The 20,476-nt window shown below is 41.0% G+C and carries 21 protein-coding genes; all 21 read right to left on the bottom strand.

Going from position 1 to position 20,476, the window contains the following annotated elements:
• Positions 1 to 98: 98 nt before the first annotated feature.
• The gene (locus Ga0466249_RS22025) at positions 99 to 1,499 is read right to left on the bottom strand and encodes a contractile injection system protein, VgrG/Pvc8 family (RefSeq protein WP_215831651.1); all 1,401 of its coding nucleotides are present in this window, start codon (positions 1,497 to 1,499) and stop codon (positions 99 to 101) included.
• Positions 1,500 to 1,503: 4 nt separating this feature from the next.
• Positions 1,504 to 2,160, bottom strand: a complete 657-nt coding sequence (locus Ga0466249_RS22020; RefSeq protein WP_215831650.1) for a hypothetical protein — start codon at positions 2,158 to 2,160, stop codon at positions 1,504 to 1,506.
• Positions 2,161 to 2,296: 136 nt separating this feature from the next.
• Positions 2,297 to 3,148 (bottom strand): DUF975 family protein, encoded by an 852-nt coding sequence (locus Ga0466249_RS22015; RefSeq protein ID WP_215831649.1) that lies wholly within the window; start codon positions 3,146 to 3,148, stop codon positions 2,297 to 2,299.
• Positions 3,149 to 3,440: 292 nt separating this feature from the next.
• Positions 3,441 to 4,094, bottom strand: coding sequence for a hypothetical protein (locus Ga0466249_RS22010; protein WP_215831648.1), 654 nt, complete (start codon positions 4,092 to 4,094; stop codon positions 3,441 to 3,443).
• Positions 4,095 to 4,224: 130 nt separating this feature from the next.
• Positions 4,225 to 4,893, bottom strand: coding sequence for a hypothetical protein (locus Ga0466249_RS22005; RefSeq protein ID WP_215831647.1), 669 nt, complete (start codon positions 4,891 to 4,893; stop codon positions 4,225 to 4,227).
• A gap of 12 nt (positions 4,894 to 4,905) precedes the next feature.
• On the bottom strand, positions 4,906 to 5,973 hold the full coding sequence (locus tag Ga0466249_RS22000) for a DUF4280 domain-containing protein (RefSeq protein WP_215831646.1): 1,068 nt from the start codon (positions 5,971 to 5,973) through the stop codon (positions 4,906 to 4,908).
• A gap of 90 nt (positions 5,974 to 6,063) precedes the next feature.
• Complete coding sequence (locus Ga0466249_RS21995) at positions 6,064 to 6,588, bottom strand: hypothetical protein (RefSeq protein ID WP_215831645.1); 525 nt, start codon at positions 6,586 to 6,588, stop codon at positions 6,064 to 6,066.
• Positions 6,589 to 6,629: 41 nt separating this feature from the next.
• Positions 6,630 to 7,220 (bottom strand): hypothetical protein, encoded by a 591-nt coding sequence (locus Ga0466249_RS21990; protein WP_215831644.1) that lies wholly within the window; start codon positions 7,218 to 7,220, stop codon positions 6,630 to 6,632.
• Entirely contained in the window at positions 7,217 to 8,782 is a 1,566-nt protein-coding gene (locus tag Ga0466249_RS21985) for a hypothetical protein (protein WP_215831643.1), read from the bottom strand. Before Ga0466249_RS21985 ends, Ga0466249_RS21990 begins: the two co-directional genes overlap by 4 nt.
• The gene (locus Ga0466249_RS21980) at positions 8,782 to 9,396 is read right to left on the bottom strand and encodes a hypothetical protein (protein WP_215831642.1); all 615 of its coding nucleotides are present in this window, start codon (positions 9,394 to 9,396) and stop codon (positions 8,782 to 8,784) included. Before Ga0466249_RS21980 ends, Ga0466249_RS21985 begins: the two co-directional genes overlap by 1 nt.
• Positions 9,397 to 9,428: 32 nt before the next feature.
• A complete protein-coding gene (locus tag Ga0466249_RS21975; RefSeq protein WP_215831641.1) occupies positions 9,429 to 10,205 on the bottom strand; it encodes a hypothetical protein in 777 nt (258 codons plus the stop codon).
• Between the two features lie 51 nt (positions 10,206 to 10,256).
• Positions 10,257 to 12,902, bottom strand: a complete 2,646-nt coding sequence (locus tag Ga0466249_RS21970) for an Hsp70 family protein (protein ID WP_215831640.1) — start codon at positions 12,900 to 12,902, stop codon at positions 10,257 to 10,259.
• Between the two features lie 15 nt (positions 12,903 to 12,917).
• The gene (locus Ga0466249_RS21965; RefSeq protein ID WP_215831639.1) at positions 12,918 to 13,613 is read right to left on the bottom strand and encodes a hypothetical protein; all 696 of its coding nucleotides are present in this window, start codon (positions 13,611 to 13,613) and stop codon (positions 12,918 to 12,920) included.
• Positions 13,610 to 14,896: a hypothetical protein gene (locus tag Ga0466249_RS21960; RefSeq protein WP_215831638.1), complete on the bottom strand. Its 1,287-nt coding sequence runs from the start codon at positions 14,894 to 14,896 to the stop codon at positions 13,610 to 13,612. Before Ga0466249_RS21960 ends, Ga0466249_RS21965 begins: the two co-directional genes overlap by 4 nt.
• A 23-nt stretch (positions 14,897 to 14,919) precedes the next feature.
• A complete protein-coding gene (locus Ga0466249_RS21955; RefSeq protein ID WP_215831637.1) occupies positions 14,920 to 17,055 on the bottom strand; it encodes a PP2C family protein-serine/threonine phosphatase in 2,136 nt (711 codons plus the stop codon).
• Positions 17,056 to 17,080: 25 nt separating this feature from the next.
• Positions 17,081 to 17,932 carry a PP2C family protein-serine/threonine phosphatase gene (locus Ga0466249_RS21950; RefSeq protein ID WP_215831636.1) on the bottom strand — a complete coding sequence of 284 codons (852 nt, stop codon included), beginning with the start codon at positions 17,930 to 17,932 and terminating at the stop codon, positions 17,081 to 17,083.
• Positions 17,933 to 17,935: 3 nt separating this feature from the next.
• Positions 17,936 to 18,442 carry an FHA domain-containing protein gene (locus Ga0466249_RS21945; protein ID WP_215831635.1) on the bottom strand — a complete coding sequence of 169 codons (507 nt, stop codon included), beginning with the start codon at positions 18,440 to 18,442 and terminating at the stop codon, positions 17,936 to 17,938.
• Between the two features lie 15 nt (positions 18,443 to 18,457).
• Positions 18,458 to 19,057 (bottom strand): FHA domain-containing protein, encoded by a 600-nt coding sequence (locus tag Ga0466249_RS21940; protein ID WP_215831634.1) that lies wholly within the window; start codon positions 19,055 to 19,057, stop codon positions 18,458 to 18,460.
• Between the two features lie 14 nt (positions 19,058 to 19,071).
• Positions 19,072 to 19,509: a DnaJ domain-containing protein gene (locus Ga0466249_RS21935; protein WP_215831633.1), complete on the bottom strand. Its 438-nt coding sequence runs from the start codon at positions 19,507 to 19,509 to the stop codon at positions 19,072 to 19,074.
• Positions 19,510 to 19,586: 77 nt separating this feature from the next.
• On the bottom strand, positions 19,587 to 19,994 hold the full coding sequence (locus Ga0466249_RS21930; protein WP_215831632.1) for a membrane-associated protease 1: 408 nt from the start codon (positions 19,992 to 19,994) through the stop codon (positions 19,587 to 19,589).
• 31 nt (positions 19,995 to 20,025) lie between these two features.
• Complete coding sequence (locus Ga0466249_RS21925) at positions 20,026 to 20,451, bottom strand: membrane-associated protease 1 (protein WP_215831631.1); 426 nt, start codon at positions 20,449 to 20,451, stop codon at positions 20,026 to 20,028.
• Positions 20,452 to 20,476: the final 25 nt, after the last annotated feature.

The following is a 20,476-nucleotide window of genomic DNA, read 5'->3' as shown; positions in this document are numbered from 1 at the left end:
TAAAAAACATCTCTTAGCCCAGCTAGCCAAGAGATGAAGTATCTTATCAATTCCTATTAAGATTCCGCCAAATTACGCCAAATATTGAATATATACTATCAGCCATCATTTACATGTACATTAGGAGCACGAAAGTACATCTCATTCTCCATAGACACGAAACTAGCCGGTGTATTCATAAGCACTTGACTGGGAGCACGAAGAACTACTTTTTTCTTGGACTTAAGTATGATTTCTTCTTTTGCTTCCATTACAATTCCCTTATGGCTGGATATATTTACGCCTTTTTCATCATCCAGGGTAAGTATCAGATCGTCACGGCCAGCCGTGATATATATGCCGTCAGGAGTAATTTTTAGTTCCTGACCATATTCCGTCCCCAAAAATCGATCATTGGGATCACTTGTATCTTCACAACTTGCCCCGTTTGTTCGTACACAGCCAGTAATAATAGCATCCTGCTCTCTTAGTCCCGGTATGTAGAGACTAGCGTTGGTGTTCAATTGCGGCATAAGATACATCATATCGGTAGTGGGCGGTACAAAGGAATACCAGTAGGCTTCATCTGGATTTTGTTCTTTGTCAATATTCAGGTGCAGCTTAATGGACTGATCTTGTAAATCAAGCACAGTTCCTTCTAGGCTTACGCCTTGTATATTGCTATTGTAAATGGGATTTTGTCTGAGTGTCATTTTACGCACCAATGTGGCACGATAAACTACTAATCCCTGTATTAGTTCAATGATTACAGCCCCCACATACATTTCATTGTCCAAAAAGGTAACTTGATCACCAATATTTAGTTCATCATGGCTTTCCACTACATAATAAGCATATTCATTGGAATTAAGCTTAGAATTGCAGCTAACATCCTCATAAAATGCTTTAATATTTTTGCCTGTCGTGTACGCTATATCTTTGGATAATGTTATGGCTTTTCCTTTGGGATAGCCGAAAGAAAAGATTCGATCTTCCACCGTACCGTCGGCTGCAATCACTGTCTCCATTAAAGATGCCATCCGTTTAATAAACTGCCAGTCCGTCTCCTGATATTGAATAATCGGACCATTAATCGCCGCTTTATCGGCTGTAAGTTCGAAGCTTTTACCCGAATAGTCCTGCGTCACTATTTGCACGATATCAGAATAATTTAGATTGGTATTTTGAAAGGAGCGGCTTTTTTTCTCCTCGTCCATGATAGAACTCTCGGAAAGCGCTGACGCCTGCAAGTTATACAAACCAGCCTTAACGCTGATATCGACATCCTTTAGCCGTCCTGTAAAAATCGCCTTGGTATTATTTCCATCGATAATAATCACTTTGATTTGATCTGTTACTGTTTCCTGAAGACCTGCACGTTTGCCTGATTCTTCGCTAATTAATGCAGTAAGCTGTAGTTCTCCATGCTGATTTAACTTGTTCGTTATCTTAAGATCATAAATAGACTGAATTTCCCATGGACTGATTACTTTTATTTTGTCATAGCTAATTGCCGCCATTACTTCACCGCCTATTGGTTGGTTTTGCAGTCTGCTGTTTTAGCAAATTATTGATATTGATGTTGTATCTTCTTCTGATAATCTCTCTATAAAAGTCCATGATTGCACACCCCAGAGATATGCAAAACATTATGTAGCTACACACTATGACTATTAAAGTTCTCACTTCACCACTTAAAATTTGGGTTTCAATGATACCAATTATTACAGTAAGCGGGCCGACAACACCAATGAAAGGTGCCAGCTTCGTATCATCCCGACTATCTTGTCCACTTAATATCTTTTTTGCCCTTCTTTTTACAAAATAGATACCGCTAGGTATGCTAACCAGCAGCATTGCAATAAAAACAATAAAGCTATACAGCAGGTTAAACTGACTAAGTCCCAATGCTATTAGCATAAAACACAAAGACAGTAAAAACCCTACCACACCAAGATATATGAAAAAAAATTCACCATTTTCTTTTATCATGTCCCCCCAAATGACTATGCTCATAAAAATAACTAATGCGCAGGGAACTGAAATTCCCAAGCCTATATTGGTATAATTAGCCAGACAGGCAAATGCCTCCATAACAAATAGCGCAAAATACATATCTCCAAATTTTTCGCCGGTAACATCCAAAAATTTATATACAAGATTTATTTTATCTTTTTCCATATTATTCTCCCATTATCTACACGACGTTATAGTCTTAATTCCATTTTTATCTACTGTAGTTCTGTTCCAGCTTTCCTTCATAGTCTTTAGAGCATCGTTTGCTCCTTGTTTCTTTTAAAATTTTCCTCCCTGAATATTAAATTTTAGCTTCGCAAGTTTCAACATCCATTTCGCCAGGCAACTCGCTATTTAATTCATTTATATTTATCTTAGTTATGTAATCTAAATTAAGAAAAAGCACGGTAACTGCAACAGTAAAAAATGCATCGATAATGTTCTCAACAGTTTCACAAATAATGAAAAATACCGAAAAAATAGCAGGCCATATCTTAAGCAGCCAATCAGGCAGTATATCAAACAACCAATCAGGCAACATATCCAGACCCAGACAACTCTCGGAAAACATATTACACAGCGTACCTAATAGATATTCTTTTACACAGCTTATAACAATAGTTGCTATTATAATAGCGACTATTATCTCAAAGGTTCTCCACCATCGTTCTTTGACTAAAGCTTTACTATAATCTAAAACCTTAATTCCGCTAATACCACGCAAAGCAACTATTTGCGTAACAAAATAGTAGTATATAAACCATATAATTCCTGGTACTATCAGCAGTAGCGTCCATCCCAGTATTCTTAGGCCAGCTGATAAATTCGTCACTACACACTTATTCCAACTTGCAAAACTTTGACTTAGAGCTGTCTTCCAGTCAACATCCTCATTTTTTACGGCTTTCTCGACAATAATGGCAATGCCCATGCAAGCAATAACACCAATGAACATTTCTAAATTCATTACAAATTTCATATAGGATTCGACTTTTTCTACATTCATCAAAATAAAAAACTCAATAATATTAGTAGGAATATATACTATCAGCGTAATTATGAGAATTGCTCTAAACCGCTGACAATAAACTGACCAGGCCGTTGATAAGACGCTAAGTAAACCAAATTCTCTTTCTTGTAGTTCATTAAACATTCTAATACCTCTTTATATTTTTTTATTAAAATCGGATAAACAAAAATCTGCCCCAAAGTCAAGCTTTTACATCAGCCATCATTTACATGTACATTAGGAGCACGAAAGTACATCTCATTCTCCATAGACACAAAACTAGCAGGATTAATTTTTAATCGATCATTGGGAACTTGTATCTTCCCTAATTGCTGCCAGAACATGATTGATATTGATGTCATATCTTCTTTTGATAATTTTTTATATGAAGTCAGAACTTACCGATTCTTGCCTTCTTTTACTTACTGTCATTGCTTCACTGCTGTTTTACCTTTGCTTTAGCCTTTTGCTCTAGTAATTCATCGATATGGTATCTTCTTCTGATAATGTGTTTGTAAAATCTCTCAATAGCAGCATACAGACAACCACACGCAACAAAAATACCCGCCACTATTGCAACAATAGCATTTGTATTCTGACTTAACCACCTTCTGGTGACACAACCAGTTGCTACAGCAAGCGAACCTGCAGCGCTATAGCAACTCATAGGTAAATTAATTCGCGGTTTAGCTTTTCCACTTAGTATTCTTTGCGCATTTCTTCTTACAAGCCATATAGCTGCTGGCACAGACAGCAATAATATACCGATACCAATCGCCAACCCCTGAAAGAAATCAGCATGAACTATATACAATACTAATAATATTGAACATAAAGACCATAAGCTCATTCCTACCCCCATATATAAAAATAGATTCTTCCCCCTCACTCGTATTATTTCTCCCCAAATCAACATACTAAAAAAGATTATAACTGCAATGATAATACCCCCATTGCCTACATAGCCAGGATAAAATCCCCAACACATTAATTCAAATACGAATAAAGGAAAATAAATATAGCGCACTTTTTTTGCATCTACTTGAATATTTAAGTACTTACGGACTTTCTTTATTTCGTAGTTTTCCATAATAATCTCCAATTAACTGAAGCACTTTATCTGTTTTAGCAAATAAGAGCTGGACAAGGAAATCTTGGCGGACTATTCCAGCTTCCGTTGAAATTATAAATTTTTTTTCAACGTTTTTTACATTCTTCTATCATTGCTTCACCGCGGATTTTATCTTTGCATTAGCCTTTTGTTCTAGCAATTCATCGATATGGTACCTTCTTCTAATGATGTGTTTGTAAAAGTAAATTATGGACACATACTGAAACATATAAGCCAAAATTGCAAAACATACTATTATTCCAAAATTTATCAAACCCGGACATAAAATTTTCACAAAAATAATGCCAATTAAATAACCAAGTGCACCACATGCTTTATAATAAGATTTCGATAACTTCGTATAAGCACAGCTGCCCTTTACATTTAAAACTTTCCTTGCATTCTTTTTTACAATATATATATTAGCGGGCATACTAAATAGCATAATTATAATAAATGCGATACATCCATGCAGTAAATCAATGTAACTCGCTCCCAATGCTACTAATATAAAAGATAACGACCACAATCCAGACCCTATTCCAAGATACAGAAATAGCGACTTACTATTTTTACTTATGTTCACGCCCCAAATAAACATAACAATAAAAATAACCACTGCAAATGAAAATGTAGTCAAAAAACTTATCCTCTCAGCAAAAACAAAACAGCTCATTGCTTCAAATGCTAATAGTGGAAATGCAATTTTATTTATTTTCTCCCCTTCAGTATCAATATCCAAATATTGAAATACACTATTTACTTCATTACTTTCCATATCATTCTCCTATTATCTAAAAGTTCTTATATTGGGAGTTCCATCTTGACTAGGTTTATTCCAGCTTTCCTCCATATTCTCAAGCCCCTGTTTTGCATAGCCTTGTAAATATGCTCTCGGTGTTTTACCTTTAATATCTATACCATCAAGTAACCAAGCAGCACCAATCCCTACAACAACACCCGCTGCCGTGCCAATCGGCCCTCCAATACTCCCAGCTGCTGCACAAAGTTCAATTGTACCCCACGCTAATGCCAAATCAGTCGAAAGCTCTGAAGCAAATTTATTTGTAGCATCTTTATTGGCACAAAATTCGTATTCACCTTTATCATTTTTATTCACATTAGTGTAAACATCCATTACTATAGTAGTCCCATAAGTGGCACGATTTGCCCACTTGCCAATTTTGCTGAGTTTTTCAGATGCACCCAAATCGTTCATACGACTGTCCATTTCCTCCAAACGTACTTTTCTCGAACGATTGGACCACTCATTAGTTTCTCTACTCTTGCCAAATAGTTCTTCCTGACTAGTCTGCTTCGTATATGCTATCTTCGCATCGCCAGCAGCCCCAGCAATACTTAACACAGCCGGCACATTATTAGACAACTGCGGAACGCCATCATCATTTTTCCAAAACGATCTATAGGCCATCGCCGATAGCGAGTTGTCATCGGCTGGATTGCCAATGGGGTTAGCTCCGTTACTGGCAGCAATAATCTCATCCCAGTCTATATTACCATTTGTACCTGCAGTGGAATTCTGTCCATCATCTTTGATGGTAATACACCCGCCCCAATAGCATCCTAAAAAGGAATCCATAATCAAGCCAGAGCAAGGACCAATTTTTGCATCACGCTGTGTTTCTTCCCATTGGAACGATAACAACGGTTTGCAAGTACCGAGAATTTGGCAAGTGCCAAAAGGCATTACGTTAACTCCGGCAACACAATCCCGCTCATTTAATATCGGCTTGTTCATAAAGTACATCCCATGGTCCTGCGGCAATTGAAGTCGAGTTAATTTCCCCCCTCTATTACAGCGCACTCCTGCCCCTTCGACAATATAGCTCTTGGCCATCTTTACGCCACTCCTTTTTTCGACCTCTATGCAAAAACACTATTTCTCCGTTCAAAGCCTCAATCAGGTTATAGACAGTAGCTTTTTGCTTCATTCCAGCTCAACCCTATGCATTTTAATGCCGCGAAATCTTCTCCGCATCATGCTCTCTGCCGCATCAAGACGAGCAATGATGATTGTTTCATGGCTGTGTCTGACTTTAAATACGGCTTGCTTAGGTATCTCGGCTCTTTTTAATACCAATTTTTTAACTACACTTTTGTCAGGCGTCATAATGCTTTGGTCTGAAATACAATCAACGCCTGGAAAAATAGGCAAGTAATAAAGTAACTGCACTTTTTTTGCCGAGTTCAATAACAGCACCTTTTTGCAGACTAGCTTTGGCACATAAAGTTTGACAGTGTCTTTCAGTAAGCGTGATAAAAGAAATAGCTGACGGTCGAGCAGATCAAGGGAATCAAGCTTATCATGATTGGCTAACTTAAATACGGTGATTTCAGCAATCTTATCAGCATCTTCCGGCGTGACATATCGACGTTGTATCTGTTTAATGACATCAAGAATAATCGGGGCATTTAAATAGTCCTTATCCTGCCTTAAGCGAAAATATTCCATAATATGTTCCTTGTCTCCAATCTTATTGGGGGTTAAGATGTTTAAGTTCCTTCATATATTAAGACATTCGAATCCCAATATTCTCCCATAACAATTTTGAAGTTGTCTATTTTCTGCAGTGTATCATATTCCGGAATTTTAATCGCCTCACCAATGGCTAATTGAGTAATCGTAGCGGCAGCCGCATGATATTGCTCTGCCATATTAAGTTTTACATCTTCCAAATGAAAGGGACGAACCTTATTGGCATGCATGCCGGTTTTAACTGCTGCAGCTAAGCCTTCCAGTCGCTTTCTTAGATACTGCCATACAAAATCCATTTTATAACTGGCGCAGCATTCAACCTGATCGAAAAACATCTTTTCGTCATATAGATTGACCCGGTATTCCCAAATATTGTCCATCATATTTGTACGCAAAAAGGATATACAGATGACTGCAGCCGGACCTTTGATTCCTTGCGCTTGCTGTGTGATTGCCTGAGAGCATACTTGCCTGATAGCAGCGGACAGCTCTCCTACTATATTTTTCTTATTGTCAGATAAGGCTAGATTCATCGCGGCAAAGTCTTCTTCCACCCAACCTTCGGTTTGCGTTTTTATAAAATCTTGTACTATTTTCTCGTGGTTCATTTCTGCACGTTCACCTTTGCTCCTCTGAGAAAGATATCTTGTTTCAGGTTAATTTCACCAGCTCCTTGTTGAATACTAACTTCTTCCATGCCGCTTACTGTTATTTTGCTAGTTTTGCTAGTGATTTCGATATCTTCCTCGGCTTCCAGTGTAATTTTCTTATCGCTTTTAATGTTTACGCCGCCATCGTCCGTCAAGGTCATAAGCAATTGATCATTGGCGATGATTTCGATGCCGCCGGGATTAAGGATTACTTGTTTTCCATATACGTTACTGAGAATCTTGCTGTCAGGGTCTTCCCGTTTACCCCGCTTTGAAGGAGTCAGATTGACCGAACTTGCTGCAACAGCCTCTTCTTCTTTGCTGCAGGGAAAGTAAATTCTTACATTATCGCCTACCTCAGGCATGCAGTACCAACCACTGCCGTCAGGCGAAGAGTAAATCGTTGTGTATGAGAAAAACCAGGTTGTCCCCTCATCCCATTCATTGTCAATGGCAGTGATATGCGCTTTTACTTGGTCTTTCGTTACTTCTTTTACTACCCCGTGCAAGGAAATACCGCTAAGCTTGGTGTTGTATAAATCATCCTGCATCAAGCCTTGTTTTGCTGACAGGGTATAAGTGTTGTTTACAGCCCCTTTTTCCATGGTGGTATGGATGGCTCTTATATACCAGTTCAATCCTAAAAAGGTCACTTTTTGTCCAAGCTGCAGAATATCTAATGATTTGGCTTCACAATAGGTGAAGTCATTTTCACTAAATGCAGCACCACTGTTTTTTCGATTGTTTTTGCTGGCTACTGCGTATTCTTTAGTATTGCGGCAAATGATATAGTCTGACACATTTAGCTCTGGCCCTGCAGCTTCTTGCTTTTGATCGCTATTATCCTGACTGTTGTCGCGATTAGCATTTTGCCGGGGCTCAGGCGGCAGACCAAAATAAACTTTGGGACTGTCAAAGGTAATATCCGGTGTCAGTCCGATATTGAAATGAGACGCAAGTCTTTTTAGAAACTGCCATTCCGTCTCTTGATACTGAACAATAAGCCGTCCCGTAGTTTGTTGATCCTCATTCCCTTCCGCCTTCACTACATCGTCTTTAAGATTAGGTACATATTCACGAGCTGAGGTGTTAATCCGTTCAAAAATATAACTGTAGGGTTCCTGATGACGTTGAAAAGAACGACTGTGTTTTATGACGTCCAACTGATAACTAAAACTAACAGCTTCAATATCAAGGTGCTTTAATCCCGCCAGGGTCCTTTGGCTTATATCGGTAACCAATCCTTTAAACAGAATCTTTTCTGTTCCCGTACCGTCAAGATATTCCAATGTCACGGGAGTATTTTCGGTAGTCGTTTGTACATAGTCCTGGTTTGCGCCTGCTATGATATCCGGTAATGTCCCACTGATATGCAGTTTGGCATGTTCGTTAATCTCTTGCGTAATTTCCAATGCTAGGATGTCTTTGAATGAATAGGGAGAAAAACGTATACTGTGCCAATTAATGGCTTTACCTGCACTCGCCAATGCCGCCTCAGCCTGCTGTTGATAGTTTTCCACTATATACCGCCTCCTGACGGCTCGTTCTTATAAGCTAGTGCTGTTTGGGGACTTACGCGCACGGATTTCATTATTTGCTGTGCTAAGGGCCGCCACGCAGCATAATCATCAAACTGGCAGCTGAAGATTCCCATCATTACGTTACCGTCCATTTCCAAAAAGAATCTGAGCTGGTATAAAGGTTGACCAAGAGTCGGGCTTTTGAATTCTATAAAACCGACTGTTTTTTCTTCAACAGTTTCAACTCCGTCTTCAATAAATAGATAGCAAGGGTTTAGTTTTCTAAGAATAGCTTTTACGCCATCTTTTACTTCCAGAATGTCGTTATCCTCAATACCATTAGGAATACAACTTAAGGTAATATTGATACCGCCTGTGCTATCTGTTTTGATAACTTGAGGCCGATCCTCTGATGGGTACTTGATCCGGGCAAATTCCGGCGACATATCTTCAAATACCATAGGCATATAAATTTTTAACTGATCATCAAAAAAAGAGCGTTCTTCAAATTCATAATATTGATTATTCACTGTTACACCTTCATAAATGTTTTGATTTGAAAGCGCTTCTTGTTCTTCAATTTGATTAATTACTCTACGGATTTGTTCATCCACATATTCGGCTATATTTTCTACCTCCCCACTTTTTAGTCTATCAACACCCGTCGGCCGCTGTTTCGTCTTGGAGCAGTGGCCATATCTTTGCCCTGCCTGATATCACTTAGGATTGCAGCAAGATGCCTGTGCATATCCTGATGGGTGCTGTCTTTGGCTACTATGCCTAATCTTGCTGAGATATAAGCCGTAATGAACATACGGGCTACCGGTTCTCCTCCTGCGCATTGGCTGATAAAAGCATAGTCAAAGGGCTGCAACAACTTGTTTTCCAGGGCTTCCTGGGCAAATCGCCTGGTGATGACAGGTGACAGCGTCTGTTCATAAGGGGCAGCATAACGCACATAAATTATGTTGACCGTATCATATTCAGTAGCCAAGTCGGCAAAGTTTTGATAGTCATCGCGCAGTCTAGCTCCCTGTTTTAGCTTAAAGCGGCAAAGTTCCAGCTCATTTTCGGCCAGCTTTGTTCCCGGCTGCAACATCATGTCGCCTTGACTCACGATAGTTTCATTGTTTTCTTTTTCTTTTTTGAAACAAATTTTTAAGATAGCATCCTGACCTGTAGCAGTATAAGGGATATTGATGCTCTCATTCATCATATAGATTTTTCCTAAATAGCGAACCAAGCCGGGTTCTATCGTAATAGTATCGCTGTTGATGACCAGCTGACAGCCAGCCATGAGGCCATCCGTGTAGCCTCGATATAATATGTCAACATAGTCGCGGGGATAGTCCCGCAGCAAGTTAAGCGTCTCGTGTTTTAACACCCGTCCGGCGGTGAATTTCGGATATGTATCTATAAACATGTTCTACTCCTCAGTATTTTAGCAACGCATTTCTTTTACATGCTTTACTATTTATTTCAAGCCATCAAAGAAGTTGTTTTCCCACAAATCATTCTCAAAAGTAAACAATTCTTCCCGGCCCAACTGCAAGGTGCCCTGTTGGCGCAATACCGGCACTACTACAAAGCCCCAGAGCTTTTCTTTATACCAGACAAAGTACTTCACTTCATTTTCAATAATGTTATCTGTTTCATCCTGGATAATGTTGTCCCCGTATTGAGCCTGAATCTCTTCATATGTTACAAGCTTAAAATCCTCGCGGCGGTTTTCATAGACATAGGTATAGCATTCTTCACCGGTTAGGTTCTTAAGGGTTAATTTCAAAGCCACCCCTTCAACGAAGCGGGAGATATTCCCGCTGAGATTGCCGTCTCTGGCAATAAGAATTTTTTCTTCACCGATGTGGGTGTTAGCCGTAACGATATAGGGTAGTATGGCCGGACGCTGGCGCATGGTGACTTCAGCGTAACCGCCTTTTTTGGCTTTAAGATATTTGATGGCACCCCTTAGACAGGAGAGCTTTAGTTCTGGCCCGTCAATACCTTCTCGTCCTCCGAATTCAATAACCCGGCCGGGAATGAATTCTTTAAGAGCCTCTTTAAACAGCCCGATTTTACAGGATTGACCAGTAAGCTTTATGACACTATAGTCATTTAACTCACCGGTATTATAGGATTCTTCAATAAACTTGCGGACAATTTCATAGATATCGGCTTTTAATAATAGGCCAATGTCATACAGAGTAAAACTGAGTAAAGGGATATCCCGCAAGGTTTTTAGCTCGTCGCCTTCCATAACTGATATGCGCCAGCGGCCGGGAGCAATGATTTTCTCGCCGCTTCTGAGATTTTCTTGTTCTTGGCTGTCAATGACAATTCGCTGATAGCGCTGCCTGGCAAATAGTTCAGTTTTGATGTCTTCAGCCAGCTGGAACAGGAAATAGAAGTTATTTTTGACTTTAAAATATTCTTTGGAGCTGCCGCATTCGTAATTTTTAAACCGGGTAGGAATATAGCTTTCCGTCTGCTCATAAGTGCCGTCCAATATTTTATATACAGCCTTGATACCGACCTGGTCCACTTCACGGTAAATGTCACCATCAAACGCCGCCAAGATCTCCCGGGACTTAGCAGCTGTACCGCCTGTGAGATTTTCCGCTATCATGATCTTGATGAGCTGCATAATGCGGAAGGTGAGGTTGTTGCCGCCAAAATCCGTATCACCGTTTTCATAGGTAGTTTCAATGTCAATCTTATAGGAAACCCGTCGGCTTTCAATACTGAACACACACGAGGAGAGATCGGTAGTACCGCCGCCGCAGTCAATAACCAGAGCCTTATGCTCTTCTTTATCCATAGGACGCCCGGCATTTTTTTCCAAAAAGTTCGAAATCGTGTTAAAGAGAACAGCCGCACCTTCATCAAGCATGTTTTCTGTTTCCAGATTCCAAGCTGATAAAATATCACCGAATAGATCTAAAAACCGCTGTTTCTCTTTAACCGGCGAGGAAACATGTAAGGTTTTAAAGCGGCATTTAAAGCGCTGTTGAGCAATGGCAATGACATGTTCCAAAAAGACTTTGATAATTTCCTTGCGTTTCTTGAAAATCCGTCGTCCTTTACGATCCGTGATTTCCTCCATACGGTCATAGTCACGAATCCAGCGTTTAATATCAAAAAATACGCAGAAACCTTCATGAATATAATTAGCCCGAGCTAATTTTAACGCTTGATGGCCAAATACATATTCTATATCGTCAGCGTCATCATCTGAAATGTCCCATATTCCTACTACCGATGGGATAAGCGGGGTAAGGATTTCCCCTTCGTCCGTGTCGCAAAATACTTCCACAAGGTTGATAGCATCGGATTTTAAAAGATTTTCTTCCGCCCCGCCTTTATCAATGGCGTCATATAGCTCACGGTCAATATAGAGCCCGGCAGTCGTATTGGTGGTGCCAAAATCGATGGCCAGCGGCTGGGCTGTTTCAATCGGCTGCTTTACTTCCAAGTTTAAAAGCGGCAGTTTATAGCATTTCATGTTCTTCGGCAAGAGCAGATTTTCATCATAATAGACGTTATATAAAATTTCTGACTCCCGTTTGGCAAAATACAGCAGGCTATAATTCTTGTTCTGGAACTCTTTGACCGGCAGTCCGCCCTTACGGGTCAAATAAAAACGCCCGGGGATATTGCCATCAGCAATCAAGTTAAATACTGCACATAATTCTTTATTGCCACTGACCAGGAGTACATTCGATTCTTCCAGAACCTTAGGGGCATTCACAACATAACGGTCATATTTATCCGTATCCAGTCCTTCATAAATAACAATTTTTGAGGGATTCTGGATCGATTTGTTGTTTTCCATATAGGTATCAATACGCCCGATGAATTGTTCCAGCCGTTCCTGTCCGCTAGGCGAATATTCGGTGATCAACATATTTTCCCTGGCACCCCGGTAGCGCATAATAAGTTCAATGAGCTCATAACGGTCCAAGGTTGCCAGCCTGCTTTCCACCAGCTTTTCCTTGATGCAGATTTCTCTAAGCTGGTGAGTGGTCATCAGTTTTAACTCTCTGCGGACATATTCCTTGTTGGCAGCAGGCTTGGACTCTTTCATATTGTTTTTGTATAGTTTGTAAGTATATGTAGCCATGTTCTTCTCCTCTATCTAATAGATAACAATATGATCAATACGCATGGTGGAATCATAACCAATCAGACCGAAATGATCCTGCCAATACAAGCGGTACTTAAAACCTAACGGCAAAAATAGCGCTAGCAGCGTGTCAATCTTTTGCCTGTTACTTTTTGTTTGAGCTGTTCCCAGATAAATGAGAATTTCAGGGATATCTTCACTTCGGTAATAGATAATGCTGCTGGTAAATATGCTGCGCACCACCTGCTTAAACAGGTGCAGGGTGCTTTCAGTCCGGTACAAAGTAATCAGGCTGTGAACCACCCGTTCAAGTTCTTCTATAGTAAAGGCCGATATGCTGTCTTGAATGGCTTCACCAAACACACCGTTTTGAATATCCTGACAGATAAATCGGCCGTAGTACTCACGCTTATTGAATCCCTGCTGGCAATCAAGAAACAGTAAAAAGTGAGTGATAATATCAAACAAAACGTCCCGCAGTTCCTCGTGTTCAGCAAAATTAGCATCTAAAAGTTCTTGGAAAATATCGGAGAAGCGATAATAAGGGTTTATTTCCACTCTTAGAGGTGCCGTTAAATGGGTGACATTGATGTCATCAAAGGCTATCTCCATATAGGGACTATAATGGCTGGCGGGAAGAAAAGTAATATTATCAGATTTTATACCTTGTAAGCAGGCTTTGATGGCCGTATCCCAGATATAATTCATAGCAGTATTCCCTCACACTTATAGTCAGGATAATGGCGCTGGACTTCCGAGACTACAAAACTCATCACATCATAAATAAGAAAGTTGTCCTTATCCGTAGTGGTAAAATAACAAACTAGTTTACGCTGATAGTCAGCGCGGCGAATTTCATCCATGATAAAAAAGTTCATTTCATAGCTCTCACATGCAGCTGCTGTTGCTAAATCCCGGGGTACCAGTTCAATATGGTCGAGCTCCAGACCTTCGGCAGCAACAAAAGAAGCCACCAGCCGTCTTAACTCTGCTTCAGTACGAATGATCCTGCGACTTCGCTGGGATAAAAGTTCGGTAAACGCCTGATGTTTAGCGTTCGATACTAGGGGATAGTCCAGCTGCTCACCCTTTACTGACGCCGGATGGATAATCATCATGACCGTCCAAGTATTTTGGCTGTCAGCCGGAGCTGTAATAATCAGAGCATGCTCTGTACGATGGCTATAGCAAATTGGATCGTTTTGAAAAACAGTCAAATACCCGTGTTGGGCCCCACTACCGTCTAAGTTCACAATATGTTCAAAATTAATTTTATCGCCGCAAGGAATCGGAAACCCATTACTCCTAAGCTCTAAAGTTTCTACGTTCCATAAGGGCACCACATCATATTGAACATAAGGCCCAAATTCAGCAAAATCTACTACCACCTTTTTAATGCTCTCGCACTGTTCCGGCAGCTGCTCGCAGCTCTCCAGCACGATTTGGGCAAACCGAAAGATATAAGGATGATTCATGGTTTTCCAGGGAATCTCGTTGTTTAAAAAAGTTTCATATAATTTTTCTATCTGGTTCAAATAGCTTCGGTCCTGACGGATAGTAAAGGCAGCTGGTGTGCTGCCTTTGTCCGTAATAATATGGCCCTGGAAAACTCGATTGCCCGTAAATATTTGCTGCAGCTTAGGGTAAGGGCAGCTAAAAAAAACTTTCGTTAGGGGAAAAGGCTGCCTAGCAAGCACAGCTTCCCTGATACTTGCCAAATTATACTGTTTCTCTGCCAAATCCTCAGACTGCATAGGCCGCAGGAAATCATGCACAGGATCAAAATTACGCCGCAAAACTGCTGTAGTATAAATATCATAGCAATGAGGAACCGCTTCCATTTCAGCAAATACTCTTTCTTCTAATTGCCCATACATTGTGCTGCTATGATCATATAATTGCAGAAATACTTCATTCAGTACACTTTTTAATATCAATCGGTCTTCTAAATTGCTGATACCCTTGAGCTTTGCAGCGATTTGATCTTTCACGATATGACCCCTCTCAGCTTGGCTTATACTGCGCCTTTAGACAATTTGTGCAGCAATTTTATTTTTTCATTCACTCCGTCTTTTTCGGTTTTCAAGCCCAGATTGTTATAGATGTCCCCGGCCAGCATATATAAATATTTGGCGTTCGCATAATCACCGGCCTGAGTTTTGCTATCACCATCAGCAACATAGGTCGCCGCCTTACTTTTTTGTTGTTCAAAAGCAGTATGTTTCTGATCCAGGCTATCAATTTTTCTTTGCACCATAGATACATTGTTGGCTAAGCCGACGCTGCTGTAGTCCTGAATCGCATAATAATACGCTGTTTTAGCATCATCGAACTGGCTTTGGGCCACAGCTAAATCCCCTTCTCTTTCCTTCTCCATGCCTTGATTCTGCATATCAAATGTTTGGGCATTTTGCTTTCTGGCATTTAGATTCGTCATCTTAGACTGCACTAAGGCCGCTTTTTCTTTGTTGCCGCTTTGATTATAGAGGTCTAGGGCTAAAGAGTATTGTTCCATAGCACCGTCATAGTCCTCCCGGCCATTCATCAGTTGATCGCCTTCGGCTTCATACCTCGCGCCCTCTTGCGATACGTTTTCCATGAGAGACGCTTTTTGAGCATCCGTCATTTTACTTTCAATAGCAGCAATCTTTTGTTGAATGACACCCGACTTATCTGATTTACCAGCCTGATCATAGATACCCGATGCCATCATCAGCATGGACACGGCTCCTTCATAGTTGCCTGCTCTGACCATACTGTTCGCTTGCTGTTCATACACCATGGCTTCTTGCTCTTTGGCTTGTGCACCACTGATTTTCAATTGCTCATCAATTTTTGCCAGTTTATCAGCGGCTTCTTTGCGACCTTCTTCATAATACAGTCTGGTGGCAATGACTTTGGCTTCCAGATAATCCAGATGGGCTCCGATGAGATCTTTTCTCTCCAGCTTACTGTCGCCACTCTGGATAAGTTCCGTCACCCTCATATAATCGGCAATTAAACTCTGCTGCTTCTGAATGTATTCGAGACCTAACTGGTCGGCAAAATACGAGGCAGTTAAGGCATCGGCATACTTTTGCACCGCTTTGGCAAATTCTTTTTGATGCAGAGCCGTATCAGCGTCAACAATCAATAGGGCTGTTTTATAATAGTTTTCAAAATTTTTCTGATCCTCAGGTAGTTTAAGGGCTTGGGCAATATCCAAGGCTGCCTTGTATTCATCAGCAGCGCGGACAAAATTTCCATTTTCACTGAGCATTTGCGCCTGCTTGAAATGTCCGTTCATTGTCGCAATCTTATCCTGCCGCTGCGCCTGAGAAATATGAGAAAATATTAAGAGGCCGGCAATAATGAGCAGCACAGGAATCGCTACGGCAATCATTCTTTTTATTAAAGCCTGGCGTCTGCCGGGATCCTTATAGACCCTGTCAATAAAAATAGCTGCCAGCGTATAATTCTCCAGTTTTTCCGGCTGTCCTGACAAAATAAGATCTTCAACATTATTTAATACTTGTTGCGGCTTTTTGGCATCCTCGATGGCATCAGCCATTTCTCCTTCATCTACATTTTCCCATATGCCCCGGGAAAGCAGGGTAATAATGTCTCCTTCTTCCAGTTTAATCGTTGCAGAAATTTCGGGATTAAACGCCTCTGGCTGGCCGAGATAGCAATACAAGTTATTCCGTTCTAAATGACTGGCCACCTTGTCTTTGGATATTTTCCCCTCAGCCACCAGATTACTGCTTAAGGAATGATCCTTCGTCTGATAAATGAGCGTTCCTTCCCGAAACAGCTGCAAACGGGTATTTCCGGCCATACCGTATACCATGCTCATATAGTCTGTGACAACTACAGTTACCGACGCCTTGAGCCGCATGGTTCTGCTCTGATCCAACAGTTCCTGGTTGGCCACCTTTAGCCAACTTTTAATGGCGCGTTTGCGCATGGATGGCTTGTCATTAAACTGCCTGATAATACTGGCTACAGCAATTTTCGCACTTTCTAATTCCAGATCATCATCAATTCCGTCAGCAATGACATAGCAAGCAAAATCGTCCATTTCCACGAAGGCAAAATAATCCCTGTTTTGCAGAGCGCTGCCTGCTTCCGATATAAAAGCAGTGTTGAATTTCGCGTTGATTTTTCTCATAGCAATCCTCCTGGTATTATACTTTTCAGCATCCGTTATACCGTAGTACAAATAAGCTGGCATTGTCTTTATTGGGCATAGTTTTTTCGTTAAAAGCTTCAATAATCCGCTCAGCCAAGTGCTGAGTTGAAGCCGGCTGCTTCACGATATTTTCTATTTCCACCCAGGTAAGGCAATGATACAGCCCGTCCGTCATGATCAAAATGATATCTTCCGGGACTAACGTAATTGCTTTTCCGCCTATCTCAATATTTTTAAAACCGTCGCGGCCTACATAATTGGCTTGTTTGTTGATTTTGCTAATGGCCAAGGCTTGTTCCCGGTCCAACAGCCCCTTGTTATAGCCCCTTAGCGCCGCAGTTTTCATCGTATGGCCTTCATTAACAGGAATAAGCTGCCCATCACGCAGCAAGGCAATTTTCATATCACCCACTGAGGCATAATACAGTAATCCTTGACTAATAAGTGCAGCAGCAGCCGCAGTTCCGCCCTTATTCCCCTGTAATCGTTCCAGTATTTCTCTGTTGCTTTGATTAAAGGCTTGGGTAAAAAAATAGGAACTATTCGTAGTAACATCTTCACTGGCAAACAGCCGCAAAAAAGTGCGCACGGTAACTTGCGCGGCGTTGTAGCCAGCTTGTCCCTTGCCGATGCCATCAGCCAGTAACGCTAAAATACCCCAGTCTTTTTCTGCCGCACCTCCGGCATCTTCTTGTACTTCCATACCGCCAATAGAATTTTCTTCGCCTATTTCTACGGCAGGAGGTTTCTCCACCGGCGGCTCATGAGACAGCTTATAGCGGTAAATCATGAGTCCAACCAACAGTAATAATACTGAACCCATTAAACTATATGTGCCGAATACTATCCACTCCATGGCCTATTCCTCTGCTTTTTCTTGCCATTCAAAACTTTCACCACAGAAGGGCATAAACAAAAATTTGCTGTTTCCTAATTCCACGATGTCATATTGCGCCAGTTCTTGCGGGGTATATACCGCTTCACCATTGAGATAAGCAATGCCGGAAGATTCACCAGGCAGCAGCACGGTATTGCGTTTCTTAGGGTCATATACAATGATGGCATGATTGCGGCGGGAAATCGCATTATCCCGGAGTATCTGAATATCCATATCATCGCCGCGCCCGATAAAGTTCTTACCCATACGGACTTTATAATCCAAGCCCCGCTGTGCGCCTTCCACACATACTAGCCAACCGCATACCGGTTCTATTTCTTCATAATATAAATCTTCTTCCAATTCTGCCTCTTGTGGTTCCATCTCCACTTTAGTTTTGGCAGCCGTTTCGATATTGCAGAACGGACAAACTGTCCCGTACCGCCTAGCACTAAACATGTGTCCATTTTGGCATCTAGTAAGACTCATTTTTATTGCTCCCTTCTACTTTATCAACAATCGTGTGTTAGCTATATATACAATATCGCCGCGGTCGAGCTTGCAGGGTTTATTGTCAGTAAGCCGGTAACGCGTGGTGTCATTGATTTTTTTGATGCTGATGCCCGCTGGCTTATGCAGGCCTTCCAGATACCAGTTGCCTGCAGCAAAATTCATCAGAGCATGCTCTTCATGAATTAAAGCATCATAAGCACTGTCGCTCAAATCTATGTCAACCTCTTTGTTCTTGGTGTTTTTGCCAATGATAAGCGATACCAGCCCCTCAAGATTCCACTCTTTCATATGGACTCCATGTTCATTGAGCATCGCAATCCCACTGATAATGCTTTTTATTTCCGGAGCAGCAGCCGGCGTCTCCTCCTGTTTTGCAGGTATCAATCGAATGGCATAATATAAACCAATACAAGCGAATACACCAAGTAAAACATACTGCTGCATTTCGTAAGTTTGGTAATATGCTAAAATAAAACCGCAAATGGCTACCGCCAGCAATACTATGCTGATGTCCACAGCCTTAAGACGTTTTATACGGCGGATCTCTTGTTCTTCCAATGAAATATACAAATCTTTTTCTTGAGTACCCAAAAAAATCAGCCCCATTACTTCTTTTTCGGTTTAAAAAAACCTTCGAATATGTCGGATGTATCTAAAGGATCTTTCGCTTGATGTTGATTACCGTGAAAATTGACACTTTTTGCTTTACTCTGCGGATCAAAACCAAAGTAATGTTCAAATTGTCTGGAGATATTGCTTACATCAAAACTGCTTTTGGCAAATTTCGGCTTTGGCCCTTGCTCTTTGCTAGGCTTCGGTTTCTTTTCAGCCGCAGCACCCTGCTTTCTATCGTATTCATGGCGCCGCTCGGTATTACTAAGTACAGCATAGGCTTCGTTCACGTCTTTAAAACGCTGTTCGGCCGTTTGGTTACCCTGATTCAAATCAGGATGATATTTTTTTGATAACCGGCGGTAATTTTTTTTAATTTCGCTAGGATCGGCGTTGCAGTTTACTTCTAAAACTTCATAAAAATCTTTCATTTTTTATGTCCTTACAATGTAGATTTTTGGAGCTGGTATAAAACGTAAAGGGGGCAAAGCCCCCTTACGCTTATTACTTAGGCTTGATAACCACCTTCGATGGTTAAATCCGTCAATTTGTCTTTTTTCTGTTTGAGAACAAGTTCAAACGTACCTGTACCTTCGGTATCACCAAAAGATTCCGTGTATACTACCACAAAAGCATTGGGGAAATAAAACTTTCTTACTATCTGATCAGCCGCCAGTACTTCTACAGTAGCCTTCCGATAGCAATCGGCTTTTTCCGCTGTTACTAACGACCATTTTCCCAGCTTTATGGTATCAGCGGCTGCCAATATCTTGCCGGAAACAGTAACCGTAGCCCCTAAATCAGTAGAACGGGCGTTAGAATCTACGGGTGTGTCCATACTAAATTTAACTGTTGTGATGCTGGCCACATCTAATTCAATGGCTTCGGCCCCTTCAATCTTTACCTTAAACCCCATAAATAGCCACTCCTTTCGTTAGTTGTTAGTCCTAAGCCGAATAACCGCCCTCAATTTTCACATCGGGAAGTTTATCTTTCTTTTGCTTCATGTGCAAATAGAAAGTACCTGTGCCCTCTTCAGTCCCAAAGTCCTCGGTGTAATCCACCACAAAAGCATTGGGCAGCTCGAACTTTCTTACCACTTGATCCGCGGCGATTACTTCAATTGTCAGCTTACGATAACAAGCAGCCTTCTCAGCTGTAACCAAAGACCATTTGCCCAACTTGATGGTTCCGTCGGCTTCTTCTCCTCCTACTGCTGCCAATATTTTACCAGTAACAATGATTGATGTTCCCAAATCGGTGGAACGGGCATTAGAATCGTCAGGTGTATCTGTTAAAAATTTCACAGTTGTGATACTTTTTACCCCTAATTCAATGTTTTCCTGACCTTCAACCTTAAGTTTGAATCCCATAAAAATCCTCCTGAATAAATGATAT

The organism is Pelorhabdus rhamnosifermentans, from assembly GCF_018835585.1.
Taxonomy (GTDB): domain Bacteria; phylum Bacillota; class Negativicutes; order UMGS1260; family UMGS1260; genus Pelorhabdus; species Pelorhabdus rhamnosifermentans.
This window is presented reverse-complemented; position numbering and strand designations above follow the sequence as displayed.

Coding starts and splice junctions, on each gene's coding strand:
- Ga0466249_RS22025 (WP_215831651.1), bottom strand. CDS start 1,499: ATGGCGGCAATTAGCTATGACAAAATAAAAGTAATCAGTCCATGGGAA.
- Ga0466249_RS22020 (WP_215831650.1), bottom strand. CDS start 2,160: ATGGAAAAAGATAAAATAAATCTTGTATATAAATTTTTGGATGTTACC.
- Ga0466249_RS22015 (WP_215831649.1), bottom strand. CDS start 3,148: ATGTTTAATGAACTACAAGAAAGAGAATTTGGTTTACTTAGCGTCTTA.
- Ga0466249_RS22010 (WP_215831648.1), bottom strand. CDS start 4,094: ATGGAAAACTACGAAATAAAGAAAGTCCGTAAGTACTTAAATATTCAA.
- Ga0466249_RS22005 (WP_215831647.1), bottom strand. CDS start 4,893: ATGGAAAGTAATGAAGTAAATAGTGTATTTCAATATTTGGATATTGAT.
- Ga0466249_RS22000 (WP_215831646.1), bottom strand. CDS start 5,973: ATGGCCAAGAGCTATATTGTCGAAGGGGCAGGAGTGCGCTGTAATAGA.
- Ga0466249_RS21995 (WP_215831645.1), bottom strand. CDS start 6,588: ATGGAATATTTTCGCTTAAGGCAGGATAAGGACTATTTAAATGCCCCG.
- Ga0466249_RS21990 (WP_215831644.1), bottom strand. CDS start 7,220: ATGAACCACGAGAAAATAGTACAAGATTTTATAAAAACGCAAACCGAA.
- Ga0466249_RS21975 (WP_215831641.1), bottom strand. CDS start 10,205: ATGTTTATAGATACATATCCGAAATTCACCGCCGGACGGGTGTTAAAA.
- Ga0466249_RS21970 (WP_215831640.1), bottom strand. CDS start 12,902: ATGGCTACATATACTTACAAACTATACAAAAACAATATGAAAGAGTCC.
- Ga0466249_RS21965 (WP_215831639.1), bottom strand. CDS start 13,613: ATGAATTATATCTGGGATACGGCCATCAAAGCCTGCTTACAAGGTATA.
- Ga0466249_RS21955 (WP_215831637.1), bottom strand. CDS start 17,055: ATGAGAAAAATCAACGCGAAATTCAACACTGCTTTTATATCGGAAGCA.
- Ga0466249_RS21950 (WP_215831636.1), bottom strand. CDS start 17,932: ATGGAGTGGATAGTATTCGGCACATATAGTTTAATGGGTTCAGTATTA.
- Ga0466249_RS21945 (WP_215831635.1), bottom strand. CDS start 18,442: ATGAGTCTTACTAGATGCCAAAATGGACACATGTTTAGTGCTAGGCGG.
- Ga0466249_RS21935 (WP_215831633.1), bottom strand. CDS start 19,509: ATGAAAGATTTTTATGAAGTTTTAGAAGTAAACTGCAACGCCGATCCT.
- Ga0466249_RS21930 (WP_215831632.1), bottom strand. CDS start 19,994: ATGGGGTTTAAGGTAAAGATTGAAGGGGCCGAAGCCATTGAATTAGAT.
- Ga0466249_RS21925 (WP_215831631.1), bottom strand. CDS start 20,451: ATGGGATTCAAACTTAAGGTTGAAGGTCAGGAAAACATTGAATTAGGG.